Raw genomic sequence first — 15,437 nt, 5'->3', positions numbered from 1 at the left:
CGCTGATCCCGGGAAGGACGAAGCGCGCATGGGCTCGCTGACCCTGGCTGACAAACGACTCGGCGCGGCGCTGGTCGAGGGTGGCTACATTAGCGACGAGGACCTGCAAAAAGCGCTCGAGCACCAACGCACCACCGGCTCGCGCCTGGCCGAGGCCCTGATCGAACTCGGTTTGCTCCCTGAAGCAAAGATTGCCCAGGCCATCGAGGAATACTTCGGCATCCCCCTCGTCGACCTCCACGAAGTCGAAATCCCGCCCGAGGTCCGGGCGTTGCTCCCGGCGGAGCGGGCCCAGGAGCTCAAGGCCATTCCCTTCGCCATGGAGGACGGGAAGCTCCGGGTGGCCTTCGTCGACCCCCTCGACAGCGCCAAGATCGAGGAGGTCGAGGCCATCACCGGCAAGCAGGTCGAACCCTACCAGACGCTCCGCTCGTCCTTCGAATACGCGCTGGCCAAGAACTACCCCGAGCTGGGTCTTGAGCTCCCTTCCAAACCACCGCCCGCCTCGCCCGAGGAAGAAACCCTGGGAAACGCCCTGGTCGAGCGCGGCCTCATCCGCGAAGAGCAGCTCCAGGAGGCGCTCAAGGCGCACCACAAGACCGGCGAGCCCTTATGGCGCATCCTCCTTAAAAAGGGCTGGATCGATGAAGAGGCACTCTACCGCACCATCGCCGAGCTCGAGGGCCTTGAGTTCCTGCCAAGCACCGAAACCCTCGAGGTCGACCCGGCGGCCGCCTCCTACTTCCTCCGCACCGACGCGCTTCGCTACCGCGCGATCCCCATCCGCGAACGGCGGGGAACGCTTGAAGTCGTCATCAGCGAACCAAAGAACATCGAGAAAGTTCGCGAGATTCTCGGCGACCGGGTCAAGTTCATCCTGACCACCCCCAAGGCCTGGGAGACGCTTTTCCAGCAGGTTTACCCGGAAAAGCCCCGGCTTGGGGAAACGCTGGTGGCCAACGGCAAACTGGGGCGGGAGGAGCTCGCCGAAGCCCTGATGGTGCAGCGGCGACTCGGCAAGCGGCGCCCGCTCGGGGAAATCCTGGTGGAGCTCGGGTTCGTATCCCCCGAGGACGTCGAGGAAGCCCTCCGCCGACAGCGCAGCGGGGGCGGCCGGATCGAGGAGACCCTCATCAAGAGCGGGAAGCTGAGCCCGGAGATGCTGGCGAAATCGCTGGCGGTGCAGCTCGGTTATCCCTACATCGACCCCGATGAGAACCCGCCCGATCCCCTCGCCGCCGAGCTCCTCCCCGAATCGACCGCGCGCCGGTACATGGTGTTTCCCCACCACCTCGAGGACGGCGCCCTGGTGGTGCTCATGAAGGACCCCAGGAACATCTTCGCCATCGACGACCTGCGCCTCATCACCGGCAAGGAAATCCGCCCCGCGGTCGCGACCGAAGACAAGATCCTCAAACTCATCGAACGCTATTACGGCGCCACCGGGCCGCTGGATGAACTGGCCCGCGAACTCGCCCAGGAACGCCCCGAGAGCGTCGAGGTCGAAACCCCCGAACTCGACGACAACGCCGTGGTCCGGCTCGTCAACTCGCTGATCCGCGACGCCTACTTCCAGGACGCCTCGGACATCCACATCGAGCCCCGGGAGGACCACGTCCTGGTGCGGTTCCGCATCGACGGCGCCCTGCGCGAGCACACTCGCCTGCCCCGGGCCGCCGGACCCGCGATCATCGCCCGCATCAAGATCATGGGGCGGTTGAACATCGCGGAAAAACGGCTTCCCCAGGACGGCCGCGTCCGCTTCCGCGACCGCAGCATCGACGTTGACCTCCGCCTTTCCACCCTCCCCACCGTCTACGGGGAAAAGGTGGTGATGCGCCTTTTGAAAAAGGCGGCCGAGATCCCCGAGATCGAACACCTCGGATTCTCTCCCGACGTCCTCGAGCGTTTCAAGGACGTGATCAGCAAACCCTACGGGATCTTTCTCATCACCGGCCCCACCGGTTCGGGCAAGTCCTTCACCACCTTCTCGATCCTGAAGCGGATCTCCACCCCGGACAAGAACACCATGACGGTCGAGGACCCGGTCGAATACGAAATCCCTGGCATCAACCAGGTACAGGTGAACCCGCAGGCGGGACTCACCTTCGCCAAGGCCCTGCGGGCCTTTTTGCGGCAGGACCCCGACATCATCATGGTGGGCGAGATCCGGGACCGGGAAACCGCCCAGATCGCGGTCGAAGCCGCCCTCACCGGCCATCTGGTCATCGCCACCCTGCACACCAACGACGCCGCCGGAGCCATCACCCGGCTCGACGAGATGGGGGTCGAGCTCTTTAACATCTCGGCCTCGCTCATCGGCGTCCTGGCCCAGCGGCTGGTTCGCCGGGTCTGCGACCACTGCAAGGAACCGCTCGCGCCCGACCCCAAAGTCCTGGTGAAGCTGGGGCTTCGGGAAGAAGACCTCGAGGGCGCGACCCTCTACCACGGCAAGGGCTGCGCGCGCTGCAACGGCACCGGCTACCGCGGGCGTTACGCGCTGCACGAGCTCATGGTGGTCGACGACGACCTCCGAAGGGCGATCATCGAGGGCAAATCGGCCGCCGAGATCAAAGCCATGGCCCGGAAAAAGGGCATGAAGACCCTGCGCGAAGACGGCATCAAAAAGGCGCTCTCGGGCATCACGACCCTGGAAGAGGTGATGGCCCGCACCGTCGAGTAGGGAGGGAACATGACCAAAGCACCGATCGACATCGTCGAACTCTTTCGCCTGGCCAAGGCCAAAGAAGCCTCGGACCTGATCCTGACCGTTGGCCTGCCCCCCATGCTCAAGATCAACGGGGAGTTTTTCCCCACCAACCACCCAAAGCTCACCCCGCAGGACACCCGGCGAATGATGTACGCCCTGATGGACGAGAAGCAGCAACGCCGCTTCGAGGAAGAACGCGAGCTCGACTTCTCATTCAGCCTCCCCGGCGAGGGGCGCTTCCGGGTCAATGTCTTCCTCCAACGCGGCTCGGTGGGCGGCGTCATGCGCGTGGTTGCGGACCTCGACAAGAGCTTTGAGGACCTCGGCCTCCCCAAGATCATCAGCGACCTGGCCATGCGGCCTCGAGGCCTCTTCCTGGTGACCGGCCCCACCGGTTCGGGCAAATCGACGACGCTCGCGGCGATGCTCGATTTCATCAACGAAAACCGCCGCTGCCACATCGTCACCATCGAGGACCCGATCGAGTTCTTCCACCGGCACAAGAAAGCCATCGTCAACCAGCGCGAGGTCGGCGGCGACACGCTCAGTTTCCAGCGCGCGCTTCGCAGCGTCCTCCGGCAGGCGCCGGACGTGATCATGGTCGGGGAGATGCGCGATCTCGAGACGATCCAGATGGCGCTCACCGCCGCTGAGACCGGTCACCTGGTACTCGCCACCCTCCACACCAACTCCGCCCCCGAGACCATCGACCGCATCGTCGACGCCTTCCCCCACGGTCAGCAGGGCCAGGTCAGAATCCAGCTCTCCAACAACCTGGTCGGGGTTTTAAGCCAGCAGCTCCTGCCCCGCGCCGACGGGCGGGGGCGGGTCCTGGCCTACGAGCTCATGGTGGCCACCATCGCCATCCGGTCCTTGATCCGAGAGGGAAAGACCCACCAGATTACGAGCGCGATCCAGACCGGAGGCCAGTACGGCATGGTGACCATGGATGCTTACCTGGCAGATCTCTATAAAAAGCGCATCATCACCTACGAGACCGGACTCAACCGGGCCATCGACCCCAAAGAGTTCGCGCGCCTCGCCGGCGGCCCACCGCCTGGAAGCGGAAAGCCCTACTAGCGCCCGCCGCGACGCACGGGTAGGCTAGGCCGGAGAGGGGGAACGATGCCGGGAGTCGCAATCATCGGTGCTCAGTGGGGGGACGAGGGGAAGGGGAAGGTCACCGACGCCCTCGTCGCCGACGCGGACTACGTCGTCCGTTATCAGGGCGGCGCCAACGCCGGGCACACGGTCGTGGTGGGCGAGGAAGTTTTCAAACTCCACCTGCTGCCCACGGGCGTGATCCACCCTCACGCCACGAGCGTGCTGGCAGACGGAATGGTGATCGACGCCACCACCTTCAAGCGCGAGCTCGAGGCCCTCAAAGCCCGCGGTTTCGAGCCAAAGATCATGGTTTCGGAACGGGCGCACCTGGTGCTCCCGCACCACAAATACGTGGAGTCGAAGAAAAACTTCGTCGGCACGACCGGCCGGGGTATTGGCCCCGCCTACGCCGACCGCGCCCGTCGCATCGGGGTGCGGGTGGGGGATTTGCTGGATGAGGCCCTGCTGAAAGAGCGGCTCGGGATCTTGCTCGAGGCCAAACCCAACTCCACGGCGGCGGTGGGCTGGACCAGCGTCGAGCGGGCCATGGAAGCCCTTCTTCCCCTCCGGGAGGTCCTCGCGCCCTACGTGGCCGACACCGGGGCCATCCTGCGCCAGGCCTGGCGGCAGGGCAAGCGCATCCTCTTCGAGGGCGCCCAGGGCACCATGCTCGATCTCAACTACGGCACCTATCCCTACGTCACCAGCTCGCACCCCACCGTGGGTGGCATCGCCATCGGCACCGGGCTCCCGCCCAAGGCCCTCACCAAGGTCTACGGCGTGGCCAAGGCCTACACCACCCGGGTGGGCCACGGCCCCTTCCCCACCGAGATCCTCGGCCCCTTTGCCAAAACCCTGAGAGACCGGGGCGGCGAGTACGGGGTCACGACGGGAAGGCCCCGGCGGGTTGGCTGGCTCGACGCCGTCGCGCTTCGCTATGCGGTCGAGGTAAACGGCATGGACGGGCTGGTCCTCACCAAGCTCGACGTCCTCTCCGGCCTTGAGGAGGTCAAGATCGGGGTCGAATACCGCCCCGACGGTTCGGTTCGCTATGAGGTCCTCGAGGGCTGGGGCGAACTCGCGGGCCTCAAAAGCCGCGAAGACCTCCCCAAACCCCTCATCCGATTCATCGAGCGGATCGAGGAGCTGGTCGGGATCCCGGTGGTCATGTTCTCGACCAGCCCCAAACGCGAAGACACCTTCGGGAGCGTGAGCTGGGTATAGACTGGCCCCGGGCCGAAGGCCCGCCAGCCCAGATGGAGGAAGACCATGCCCAACACCAAAGAAGCCCACCATCTCCACCTCGACGAAAAGACTCGCGAAGCCGCGATCCAGCGTCTGCGGTCGATCCGCGGCCACGTCGAGGGCATCCTCCGGATGCTCGAGGCCGAAGAACTCTACTGCGTTGATCTCCTCAAGCAGATCAAGGCGGTCGAGGGTGCTTTGGATAAGGTCGGAGAGCTCGTCCTCCGCAGCCACCTCAAGGACCACGTGGTCACGGCCAAAGAGCGCGGCGACGTCGATGCCATCGTCGAAGAGCTCATGGAAGTGCTCAAGTATCGCTAGGCGGTCAGGGTGCGAAGGGGACACTGGCTCATCCTGCTCCTGCTCCTTGTCGCGCCCGGCTACGCGGCAAGGCCGGTCGCGGTGGCCACCATCCAGCCCTATGCCTCGCTCCTCGCCGAGGTGCTCGGAAAGGGCTGGGAGGTGCGGACCCTCATTCCTCCCGGCGCCGTCCAGGAGCTCTATACCCCAAAGCCATCGGACGTGCAAAAACTCCTCGGCGCCCGTCTGGTCGTGGCCAACGGCCTGAGCCTGGACGACTGGTTGATCGAGCGACTCGTCAAGCCAAACGCCCCCAGGGCCAGGATCCTCTACGCGGGAAAGGTCCTGAAAAGCACCATCCTCCCCATGCCCAACGGGGAGGGCGACCCCCACCTCTGGACCGATCCAAAGCGCATGGCGACTCTGGTCCTGGCCTTCGGCCGCGTCGCAGCCGAACTCGACCCGCAAAACGCCCCCGCCTACCAGGCGCGGGCCGAGCGCACGAAAACCCGCCTGATCGAGCTCGCCGAGCGTACCCAGGCGCTGATCGAAAAAGCCCCCAGTCGTGACTTGATCGCCTACAAAAATCCCTTCACCTATCTGGCCGAGCGTTACGGGCTCACAATCCGCTTCCTCATCGGAAAAACGCCCACTTCAGAGCCCACGCCCAGAGAGATTGCGAGCGCTGGCGCGCTCAAAAAACGCTACGGTTCCCTTCCGCTCGTCGCCCCGCTTCAGTTCGCCCCCGAAGCCAGGAAGTTCGCGAATGTCCTGAACATCCGGCTCGTCGCGCTCGACCTGGTGGGCAGCGAATCCCCCGACTACTTTGCGACCTGGGAAGGCAACGCCCTCAAACTGGCCGAGGCTCTGAGGGCGCCATAGGGTCCAGCCTCTTGCCCAGGATGAGGTAGGCGCTCGCTGGCAGCTGCCCCAGCCGCTGCCAGCCGCGTCGCTGGTAAAAGCCAAGCGCGGGCGCCTGGCGGTGCACCGTGAGGACCGCCCGCGGGGCATCGGTCGCCGCCAGCAGTACGTCGTGCAAGCGCGAGCCGAGGCCAAGGTTTTGCTGCTGGGGGTCCACCGCGAACTCCACCAGACCGAACGCGCCCTGCAGCCACCACTCAAGCCCCAAAGGTCGCAGGGCCCGGGCCACGGCGTCGGTCCAAGGCTCCCCGGCCCGCCGCAAGAACCCGTAACCGAAACCCAGGACCGCCTGCGCTTCCATGACCACCGCCAGGCGAAAACCACGCTCACTCAGGTGACGCGAGAACATCTGGCGAACGCGGGGGAGCTCTTCCCGCCGCACGTAATACGGGGGCCGGGCAAAGGCTCGAAGCCAGATGGAAAGGAGCTCTTCGGTGAGGTCCTTGGCTTCGCGGGGCCCGAGCACCTCGATTCGCATAGGTCCATTTTGCGGCACGAAAGCGCGATACATTGGAGCTGTGCTGGCGAAAACCCTGGGCGAACTCAAGCGTACCTACCCCTACGCCAAACTCAAGCGTACGGTCAAGGAAGAGGTCCGGACCAACCTCATCCAGCGCCTCAAGGCCGGCGACCCGCTCTTCCCGGGCATCCACGGCTACGAGGACAGCGTCGTCCCCGCCATCGTGAACGCGGTCCTGGCCGGCCACGACTTCATCCTCCTCGGTACCCGGGGCCAGGCGAAAAGCCGGCTGGTCAGGGCCATGGCCGAGCTGCTCGACCCGCTGATCCCCGCGCTGCCAACGCCGCTCCGGGACAACCCCCTGGCCCCGGCGAGCCCGGAAGGGCGGCGCCTGCTGACCGAGGCCGGCGACGATGCCCCGATCGTGTGGGTCGAACGCGAGGCGCGCCTGGTCGAAAAACTCGCCACCCCCGACACCAACGTCGCCGATCTGATCGGCGACCTCGATCCCATCAAAGCCGCCCGACGCGGACACGGCCTCTCCGACCTCGAGGCCCTCCACTACGGCCTGATCCCAAGGGCCAACCGCGGGATCTTCGCCATCCACGAACTCCCCGACCTCGCCCCCAAGGTCCAGGTCGCGCTCTTCGACGTGCTCCAGGAACGCCAGGTCCAGATCCGGGGCTTTCCGGTCAGGCTTTCGCTCGACGTGTGGCTGGTCTTTACCGCCAACCCCGAGGACTACACCACCCGCGGACGCATCATCACCCCCCTCAAAGACCGGATCGAAGCCGAAATCCACACCCACGACCCGAAAAGCCTCGAGGTGGCCCGGGCCATCACCGCCCAGGAAACCCGCTGGCCCGGCGAGGTCCAGCTGCCCGAGTTCCTGGCCCGCGCCGTGGAGCGGGTCGCCTTTCTCGCCCGCACCGATCCCCGGGTGGAATCGAGTTCCGGCGTCAGCCAGCGCCTTTCCATCGCACTTTTGGAAACCGTCGGCGCGAACGCCCTGCGGCGGAGCCTCATCTACGGGGATCCGGCGGTGGCTCGCCCGGTCGACCTTTTTCGTGCCCTCCCCGCGATCACCGGCAAACTCGAACCCAGCTTCGAAGGTGAACAGGTCGGGGTGGCACGAATCGCCGAGGACCTCATCGCCAAGGCGCTCTGGCACGAAGCCCGGGAACGGGGGAGCGACCTCGAGGCCATCAAACCCTTCTTCGCCAAAGGCGGGGACCTTGAGCTTCCGGAGGGCCCTTGGTCCGAGGTCAAGGAACGCCTCGGTCAGGTGCCGGGGCTCGCCGAGGTGGGCCGCCACCTCGACCCAGAGCATCCCTGGGTGGGGGCCGAGGCCGTCCTCGAGGCCCTGGTCGGGGAAGGCTTTCTCGTGCGCGAATGGGGGCGATTCAAACGGCCATGACCGTACGCTACCGACGCCGCGCGGACCCCGAGCCCCTGGCGGCCCTCGAGGCCCTTTTGCGCCTCGAACCGAGGCTCATGGAAGCCAAGTCCGGGTCCGGGGGCTGGCTGCCGCCAAAGCCCGAACCTCCCACGACAAAAACCGTCAGGCGGTGGCTGGAAGAAGCGCTTTTGGCCGAAGGACACCCGCCCCAACAGGCAAAAGCGCTCTGGCAGGCGATGATCGAGACCGGCCTAATCGTAACCAGCGAGAGCGGCACAAGCGGCCAGCGTCGCGCGACGATCCGCCTCGGCGATCGAGCCATCCAGGCGCTGGGATTCAAAGCGCTCTCCAGCCTGCTCTCGCGGCAGCCACGCCGGGGCCCGGGCCCCGCGCCCGGCGGCGATCCGAGGGCGGGGGCCAGCGAGGACGCCGAAACCGCACCTTACCGGCCCGGAGAAGCGCTCGTGCTCGACCCGGTGGAAACCCTCAAACGCCTCCTTCCCCGTCCCATCGAAGCGCTGCGCGAGGACGACCTCATTCAGCGAACCCAAAGCTCTGGCAGCGCGATGGCCACCGCCCTCCTCCTCGACTGCTCGCACTCGATGGTCCTTTCCGGAAAAGACCGCTTCACACCGGCCAAACGAACGGTCCTGGCCCTCGCCCACCTCATACGCGCGCGCTATCCCCGAGACCGACTCAAAATCTTTTGCTTCCACGACAGCGCCGAAGCGGTCCCCCTGGGGCAGGTCCCGCTCCTCGCGGTCGGCCCCTGGCACACCAACACCGCCCAGGGCCTCCGGCTCGCCCGCGCCTTCCTGAAAAGGGCCCCGGAGCCGAACCGACAGGTTCTGCTCGTCACCGACGGCAAACCCTCGGCGTTGACGCTGGAAAACGGCGAAATCTACAGGAACGCCTGGGGTCTCGATCCCAAGATCGTCCGGGCGACGCTGAACGAAGCCCTGGCCCTGCGCCGGCTCGGTGCCCGGGTTCACATTTTCCTGTTCGCGCCCGGGGATGCCAGCTCAGATGATGACCGTCTCGTCGGGTTCGCCCGCGATCTGGCCCGTGCCGGCGGCGGCCAGGTCCACCGCGTCGACCCCGAGACCCTGGGTCCGACGCTGATCGCCAGCTTCCTCCGCCACCACGCTGGATAGCGGTACAATGACCTCGCAGTGGCGAGCAAAACGGTCCCCCTCATCCTGGCCTTCCTCGGCGAGCACTTCAACCGGGCGAGGCCCCGGGCGCATACCCCGAAAGAAGCCTTCCGCCACTACGACGACGTTCGGCCGGTATTGAGCCTTAACATGACCTACTACCCGGCAAGGGGCGAAGGCGGCTACGTCCTGATTCCAAAGGACGAGTTCCTCGAGGCGGCCGAAGCCCTTCTCCAGCGCGTGACCGAAGCCTAAGCGGGCAGTTTTGAGGTTTCAGGACGCCGCTGGAAAACGGCGGTCGCGCCCCTACCAAAACGCCCCGGGCTTCGCTCAATCGAGCCATACCATGGCCCGCGCCTGCACGTGGTCGGGGGCCAGGCCCTCGCTGGTTTTGAACGTGAGGCCGATCATGTCCGGCGAAAGCCCGAGCAAATCGGAAAGCCGAGCAAGCATTGCTTCGCGCGCCGGCCCCAGTTTGGGCCGGTCCAAAATCACCACCGCCGAGACCTGTCGCACGACCAGATCCCGCTGCTGGGCCAGTTCCAAAGCATGCGAGAGGAACTCGGCCGAGGCACGGCCGCGGTTGACCGCGGCGTCGTTCGGAAAATGCATCCCGATATCGCCGAGCCCCAAGGCGCTGAGCACGGCGTCGGTCAGGGCGTGGAGCAGGGCGTCGCCATCGGAATGGGCCTCGGCCCCCCGATCCGAGGGAATGGCGACGCCGCCGATCCAAAGGGGCCGCCCTTCGACCAGACGATGGGCGTCCTCGCCGTATCCAATCCGCATGCTCCCAGCCTAAAGTAAACCCCGCCCTCACGCGAGGCCGCGCGATAGACTTGGGACATGCCGAGTTACGAAGACGCGCTGACGCTCATGCACGAATGGACCAGCTCGGAATCGCTCCGGCGACACATGTACGCGGTGGAGGCCGCCATGCGAGCTTATGCCCGGAAGTTCGGCGAAGACGAAACGCTTTGGGCCATGGCCGGCCTGTTGCACGACTTCGACTACGAACGACACCCCGACGAACACCCCAAGGTTGGCGTCCAGACCCTCCGCACGCTTGGCTACCCCGAGGCGCTGGTGAAGGCGATCCTCGCCCATGCCCCGGAGCGGACCGGCATCGAACCCGAAACCCTCTTCGAGCGGGCGCTCTTTGCCTCCGACGAAATCACCGGGTTGATTACCGCCGCCGTCTACGTTCGCCCCGACCGCAGCATCCTCACGCTCACCGTCAAGAGCCTCAAAAAGAAATTCAAGGACAAATCGTTCGCCCGCGGCGTCGACCGGGAAGGCCTGAAAATGGGCGCCGAGCTCCTCGGCATCGACCTTTGGGAACACATCGGCTTTGTGCTCCAGGCCATGCAGGACGACGCCGAGCGACTGGGGCTCAAAGGCGAGGCGGAGTCGGCCTAACGACGCTTTTTGAACTCACTGCCATCGGTTTTCGCACTCACCCCGCGGCGCCATCAGGACCCAAAAGTCCTAGGGTGCTTCTTTTTCCGCCGCCCGCTTCGAGAGCCGGTAGAAGTAGCGCGCCTGACCGTCGTCGGGGTTAAGATCCAGGGCCCGCTTGTACGCCGCGGCGGCATCGGCAAAACGCCCGAGCTCGTAGTAAGCGCGTCCGAGCCATTTCCAGGCCTTGGCGTACTCCGGGTTCTTCTCCGCTGCTTCGCTGAAGGCGAGGGCGGCGGCCTCGAGGTCCCCCCGCTCATAAGCGGCGATCCCCCGGTAATAGGCCCGGGCGGCCTCGAGCCCGACCCGAACCGCTTCCCGAGACACCTTGAGGAAATACACGTTCTCCGCCGTGCGCCCGCCTAACCGGATCGCGCGCTCCCAATACGCCACCGCCTGATCCGGCTCGCTAAGGTCGAGATAGATCCGGCCCAACCAACGCGCGGGCTCGGCCCAGTCGGGGGCCAAATCCAGCGCCCGCTTGAAAAAGATCGCCGCGCCCATGCGGTCGCCTTTCTCGTAAGCGGCGTAGCCCTTGTAGAACGAGCTCACCGCCTCGGAGCCGTAGCGGGCCATCTTCCTCGTTTGCCGCAGGAAATAGAGATTCTTGGGGCTGGGGTTGATCTTTGCCGCTCGCTCCCAGTGGGGCAGCGCTGCCTTGGGATCGCCGAGCTCGAGGTCAATCCGACCCAGCCACGACTCGGCCTCGGCGTCGTCGGGCTTGGCCTCGATCGCTTTCCGGTACCACCCGATCGCCTCGTCGAAGGCCTCCCGAGCGTAGGCAAGGTAGCCCAGGTTGCGATAGACCTCCGCGAGCTCCTCGGGGGTCGCCGCTCCGCCCAGATCCAGGTAACGGCGCCAGGCCTCGGCCGCGCGGATCCACCACCCGGTCTCGGTATAGACCTCGGCCAGGAAACGCCACACCTCCGGGGCCTTGGGGTCGGCCGCGGCCGCCTGCTCGCCGAGGGCAATGGTCTTGCGCCAAAGCGGGAGATCGGGGTAGTGGTGCGCGTAGGCCGAACGGGCCTGCTCGCGGACGACCCTTGCCTGATCGAGCAGGGCGCCCGCCTTAGGAGAAATCGCAAGCGCGGCCCCGAGAAGCAAGATCGCGGTCAGTATCCACCGCACGCTGCCTCCTTACCCCTCTACGATACCGCTTGCGCGCGGCAAAGGTGAGGGGCTATAGTGTCGAACAGCTTATGAGGCCCTTCTTTTTTCGTTAGGGCGCGGGGAGCCACGGCTTCCCGCGGGGCGGCGTTGGCCGCCCTCTCTTCTTGGAGGGCACGATGCTGGAGGATTGGCTGCGACAAGTCGAAGAAGCCTCAACCCTCGAGGCGCTCGAGGCCGTGCGGGTTCGCCTCTTGGGAAAAAAGGGCGAACTCACCCAAAAACTCAAGCAGCTGGGGAAACTTCCACCCGAAGCCCGACGCGAGGAAGGGCGGCGGCTCAACGAGGCCAAGCGTGCGCTCGAAGCCGCGATCGAAGCCCGGCGCGCGGCCTTAAAGCGCGAGGCCCTCGAGGCCCGTCTGGCCCGGGAAGCGCTCGACGTCACCCTCCCCGGCCTGGCCTTCCCCCCGGGAAACACCCACGTCCTGACGCAGGTGCTGGCCGAGCTGGTGGGCATCTTCCAGCGCATGGGGTATCAGGCGGTCCTCGGTCCCGAAGCCGAGGAAGCCTTTTACAACTTCGACGCCCTCAACATCCCCGAATACCACCCGGCCCGCGACATGCACGACACCTTCTGGCTGGCCACCACCACCGAGGCCAGCCAGATCGAGGGGGCCAAGCTCCTGCGAACCCACACCAGCCCCATCCAGGTCCGCTACATGAGCCAGCACACGCCCCCATTCAAGATCGTCGCCCCCGGCAAGGTCTTTCGCCACGAGGCCACCGACGCCACCCACGAAGCCATGTTCCACCAGCTCGAAGGGCTGGTGGTGGGGGACAACATCACCATGGCCGACCTCAAAGGCGCGCTCCTGGCCATGGCCCGGGCGCTCTATGGCCCCGAGGCCAGGGTGAACTTCAGACCGAGCTACTTCCCCTTCGTCGAACCCGGGGTCGAATTCGAGGTCTGGTGGACGAACCCCAAGACCGGCAAGGGGGTCTGGCTCGAGCTCGGCGGGGCCGGCATGGTCCACCCCGAAGTTTTCCGGGCGGTGGACGAGCTGAGGCGCGCAAAGGGACTCGCCCCAATCTATACCGGCAAGAGTGGGTTCGCGTTCGGGCTCGGCGTCGAGCGAATCGCCATGCTCCGCTACCCCATCCCCGACATCCGCGCCTTCTTCCAAAACCGGATCCCCTTCCTGACCCAGTTCCGGGGAGGTGCCTGAGATGCGCGTTCCATACAGCTGGCTCAAGGAATTCCTCGTCGAAACGCCACGGCCCGAGGCCCTCGAGGCCGCCTTGGCCCGGCTCGGCCTGCCCGTCGAGGAGGTGGTGCGTATCAGGCGCCCGCCAGCGGGCGTGGTCTTCGCCGTGGTCGAATCCGCCGAGCCCATTCCCGGAACCGAACTCAAGAAGCTGGTCCTCAACGCCGGGCGCGAGGTCGTCGTCGTCTCCGGCGCCCCCAACGCCGTCGCTGGCGTGGGCGTGGCTTGGGCCCAGCCCGGGACCGAGCTTCCGGGGGGCGTGGTGATCGACCGCCGGGTGATCCAAGGCCACACCTCGGAAGGCATGGCGCTGAGTCCGGCCGAAATGGGCGTGGGTGAGTACGCGGGCGGCTTGCTGATTCTCCCCAAGGACACGCTCCCCCCCGGCACCCCCTTGGCCGAGGTCTGGGAAGAAGAGGTCGTCTTTGACGTTGAGATTACCCCGAACCGCGCCGACGCCCTCTCCATCCTGGGCGTGGCCCGCGACCTCGCCGCCGCCCTCGGAATCGGTCTGATCCACAAAAACCCAAGCCCCGACCTCCGCGACCTCCCCTTCCCTATTTCGGTCGAGGTGTGGGATGAATCCGGAGCCGACCGCTATCTCGTCGCCTACGCCCGCCAGGTCAGGGTCGGTCCGGCGCCCCTCGAGGCGCAAAAACGGCTGCTCGCGGCCGGACAAAGGCCGATCAACAATGTGGTCGACGCGACCAACTACGTGCTGCTCGAGCTCGGAAACCCGCTCCACGCTTTCGACCGCGCGACCCTCTTCGACGGACTGGTGGTGCGGCGAGCACGAGAAGGCGAAAAACTCGTGACCCTCGACGGCGTCGAGCGAACGCTCACCTCCGAAGACCTTCTGATCACCGCCAGGAAGGGCGAGTCCACGATCCCGGTCGCCGTCGCCGGGGTCATGGGCGGTGCCAACAGCGAGGTTGGCGAGTCGACCCGCGAAGTGATCCTCGAGGCCGCCCACTTCGACCCAGTCTCGATCCGCAAGACCGCCCGCCGCCTCGCTCTTTCCACCGAGGCCAGCTACCGTTTCGAGCGCGGGGTCGACCCCAACCTCCCACCGCTGGCCGCCAGGCGCTTCCTCGAACTCATCCAGAAATGGAGCGGGGCCGAAGTGAGCGCGAGTTGGATCGACCTCGGGGGCGAAAAGCCCCCCCACCGGGTCCAGTTCCGCCCCAGCTACGCCAACCGCTTGCTCGGAACCTCGTTCGGGAAAAACGAACAACTCGAAGCCCTGCGCAAGCTCGGCATCGAAATCCGGGGTGAGGCCGAGCCCTACACCGCCCTCATCCCCAGCTGGCGGGTCGACCTGCGGATCGAGGAGGATCTGGTCGAGGAAGTGGCCCGCATCGTGGGCTACGACAGGATTCCCGAAACCCTGCCCGAGTTCTTCCCCGCCCCGGACAACCAGGGCGCCGAGGCCGAGTACCAGGCCGAAGCCCGGATCAAGCGCGTCCTCAGCGGCCTCGGTTTTCAGGAAGTCATCAATTATCCCTGGATCTCCGAGCGCTTCCTGGAAACGGTTAAGGCCCCGCCGCCAACCCTCTGGCTCGCCAACCCCACCAACGCCGAGGAATCGGCGCTCCGCAGCGCCCTCTACCCCGGTCTGCTCCGGAACCTGGCCACCAACCGCGACCAGCCGGGCCTCCTGATCTTCGAGCTGGGCCACGTGTTCCTCGGCGACGAGGCGGTCCACCTCGCGGCGCTTCAAAGCGGTCCCTACCACCGCGCCACCTGGCAAGCCGGCCTTGGCGAGGGCTATTACGCCCTCAAAGGGCTCCTCGAGGCCTTCGCCGCACGCCTGGGTGCGCGGGTTGAGGTCCGCCCCGAACGCCACCTCCACCTCCACCCCGGGATCTCGGGCACCGTCGTGTGGGAGGGCGAAGCCCGGGGGTGGATCGGGGTGCTCCACCCGGAGATCGCCGAACCGCTCGAGCTCGGAGCCCCGGTGATCTTCGAACTCACGCTCCCGCTGCCCCAGGGCTCGGCCGACATCACCGACGTTCCCCGCTTTCCCCCCGCCACCCGCGACCTGGCGGTGGTGGTCCCACGCACGGTGACCCACCTCGAGGTGGCCGAAATCATCCGCGCCTCGTCAGGCCCCCACCTGCGTGCACTGGAGGTCTTCGACGTCTACCAGGGCCAGCCGCTGGCCGAGGATGAAAAGAGCCTCGCCTACCACCTCACTTTCCAAGCCCCAGACCGAACCCTGACCGACGAGGCGGTCGACGGCTACATGAGCCGGATCATCGAGGCCCTCACCCAGCGCGGCTGGCGGATTCGCGCCTAAGGGGGTCCCCCGCGGCTT

At 66.2% G+C, this 15,437-nt stretch carries 14 protein-coding genes; 11 read left to right on the top strand and 3 right to left on the bottom strand.

What is annotated here, in order from left to right; all coding sequences use genetic code 11:
- The first annotated feature begins 28 nt into the window (after window positions 1–28).
- From ACZ5BT_RS08415 to ACZ5BT_RS08395, 5 genes are read left to right on the top strand one after another with little or no spacing between them, the layout of a single operon-like run.
- Window positions 29–2,683: a GspE/PulE family protein gene (locus tag ACZ5BT_RS08415; RefSeq protein WP_464885805.1), complete on the top strand. Its 2,655-nt coding sequence runs from the start codon at window positions 29–31 to the stop codon at window positions 2,681–2,683.
- A 9-nt stretch (window positions 2,684–2,692) separates the two neighbouring features.
- Window positions 2,693–3,790 (top strand): type IV pilus twitching motility protein PilT, encoded by a 1,098-nt coding sequence (locus tag ACZ5BT_RS08410; protein ID WP_464884151.1) that lies wholly within the window; start codon window positions 2,693–2,695, stop codon window positions 3,788–3,790.
- 45 nt (window positions 3,791–3,835) lie between these two features.
- Window positions 3,836–5,038 carry an adenylosuccinate synthase gene (locus tag ACZ5BT_RS08405; RefSeq protein ID WP_464884150.1) on the top strand — a complete coding sequence of 401 codons (1,203 nt, stop codon included), beginning with the start codon at window positions 3,836–3,838 and terminating at the stop codon, window positions 5,036–5,038.
- 45 nt (window positions 5,039–5,083) lie between these two features.
- Window positions 5,084–5,380: a metal-sensitive transcriptional regulator gene (locus tag ACZ5BT_RS08400; RefSeq protein WP_464884149.1), complete on the top strand. Its 297-nt coding sequence runs from the start codon at window positions 5,084–5,086 to the stop codon at window positions 5,378–5,380.
- A gap of 9 nt (window positions 5,381–5,389) precedes the next feature.
- Window positions 5,390–6,241: a metal ABC transporter substrate-binding protein gene (locus ACZ5BT_RS08395; protein WP_464884148.1), complete on the top strand. Its 852-nt coding sequence runs from the start codon at window positions 5,390–5,392 to the stop codon at window positions 6,239–6,241.
- Here the strand turns inward: ACZ5BT_RS08395 and ACZ5BT_RS08390 are convergent.
- Window positions 6,210–6,758: a GNAT family N-acetyltransferase gene (locus tag ACZ5BT_RS08390; RefSeq protein ID WP_464884147.1), complete on the bottom strand. Its 549-nt coding sequence runs from the start codon at window positions 6,756–6,758 to the stop codon at window positions 6,210–6,212. The genes ACZ5BT_RS08395 and ACZ5BT_RS08390 overlap by 32 nt on opposite strands.
- A gap of 40 nt (window positions 6,759–6,798) precedes the next feature.
- On the opposite strand from ACZ5BT_RS08390, the gene ACZ5BT_RS08385 reads away from it, so the two are divergent.
- Genes ACZ5BT_RS08385 through ACZ5BT_RS08375 form a run of 3 tightly spaced genes read left to right on the top strand, consistent with a single transcriptional unit; the run spans window position 6,799 to window position 9,548 of the window.
- Window positions 6,799–8,157 carry a sigma 54-interacting transcriptional regulator gene (locus ACZ5BT_RS08385; RefSeq protein ID WP_464884146.1) on the top strand — a complete coding sequence of 453 codons (1,359 nt, stop codon included), beginning with the start codon at window positions 6,799–6,801 and terminating at the stop codon, window positions 8,155–8,157.
- Window positions 8,133–9,293: a vWA domain-containing protein gene (locus ACZ5BT_RS08380; RefSeq protein WP_464884145.1), complete on the top strand. Its 1,161-nt coding sequence runs from the start codon at window positions 8,133–8,135 to the stop codon at window positions 9,291–9,293. Before ACZ5BT_RS08385 ends, ACZ5BT_RS08380 begins: the two co-directional genes overlap by 25 nt.
- 18 nt (window positions 9,294–9,311) lie before the next feature.
- On the top strand, window positions 9,312–9,548 hold the full coding sequence (locus ACZ5BT_RS08375) for a hypothetical protein (protein WP_464884144.1): 237 nt from the start codon (window positions 9,312–9,314) through the stop codon (window positions 9,546–9,548).
- 75 nt (window positions 9,549–9,623) lie between these two features.
- Here ACZ5BT_RS08375 and ispF read toward each other — a convergent pair whose 3' ends face one another.
- Window positions 9,624–10,079: a 2-C-methyl-D-erythritol 2,4-cyclodiphosphate synthase gene (gene ispF / locus ACZ5BT_RS08370; protein ID WP_464884143.1), complete on the bottom strand. Its 456-nt coding sequence runs from the start codon at window positions 10,077–10,079 to the stop codon at window positions 9,624–9,626.
- A 57-nt stretch (window positions 10,080–10,136) separates the two neighbouring features.
- Between ispF and ACZ5BT_RS08365 the strand changes: the two genes are divergently transcribed.
- Complete coding sequence (locus tag ACZ5BT_RS08365) at window positions 10,137–10,709, top strand: HD domain-containing protein (RefSeq protein WP_464884142.1); 573 nt, start codon at window positions 10,137–10,139, stop codon at window positions 10,707–10,709.
- Between the two features lie 69 nt (window positions 10,710–10,778).
- On the opposite strand, the gene ACZ5BT_RS08360 is transcribed toward ACZ5BT_RS08365, so the two are convergent.
- Window positions 10,779–11,876, bottom strand: a complete 1,098-nt coding sequence (locus ACZ5BT_RS08360; RefSeq protein WP_464884141.1) for a tetratricopeptide repeat protein — start codon at window positions 11,874–11,876, stop codon at window positions 10,779–10,781.
- 158 nt (window positions 11,877–12,034) lie between these two features.
- On the opposite strand from ACZ5BT_RS08360, the gene pheS reads away from it, so the two are divergent.
- The gene (gene pheS / locus ACZ5BT_RS08355; protein WP_464884140.1) at window positions 12,035–13,081 is read left to right on the top strand and encodes a phenylalanine--tRNA ligase subunit alpha; all 1,047 of its coding nucleotides are present in this window, start codon (window positions 12,035–12,037) and stop codon (window positions 13,079–13,081) included.
- Window position 13,082: 1 nt separating this feature from the next.
- Window positions 13,083–15,419 carry a phenylalanine--tRNA ligase subunit beta gene (gene pheT, locus ACZ5BT_RS08350; RefSeq protein WP_464884139.1) on the top strand — a complete coding sequence of 779 codons (2,337 nt, stop codon included), beginning with the start codon at window positions 13,083–13,085 and terminating at the stop codon, window positions 15,417–15,419.
- Window positions 15,420–15,437: the final 18 nt, after the last annotated feature.

It is taken from the genome of Vulcanithermus mediatlanticus, from assembly GCF_055385885.1.
Note: the sequence above shows the minus strand (reverse complement) of the source record. Positions and strands in the feature narration are given on the sequence as shown.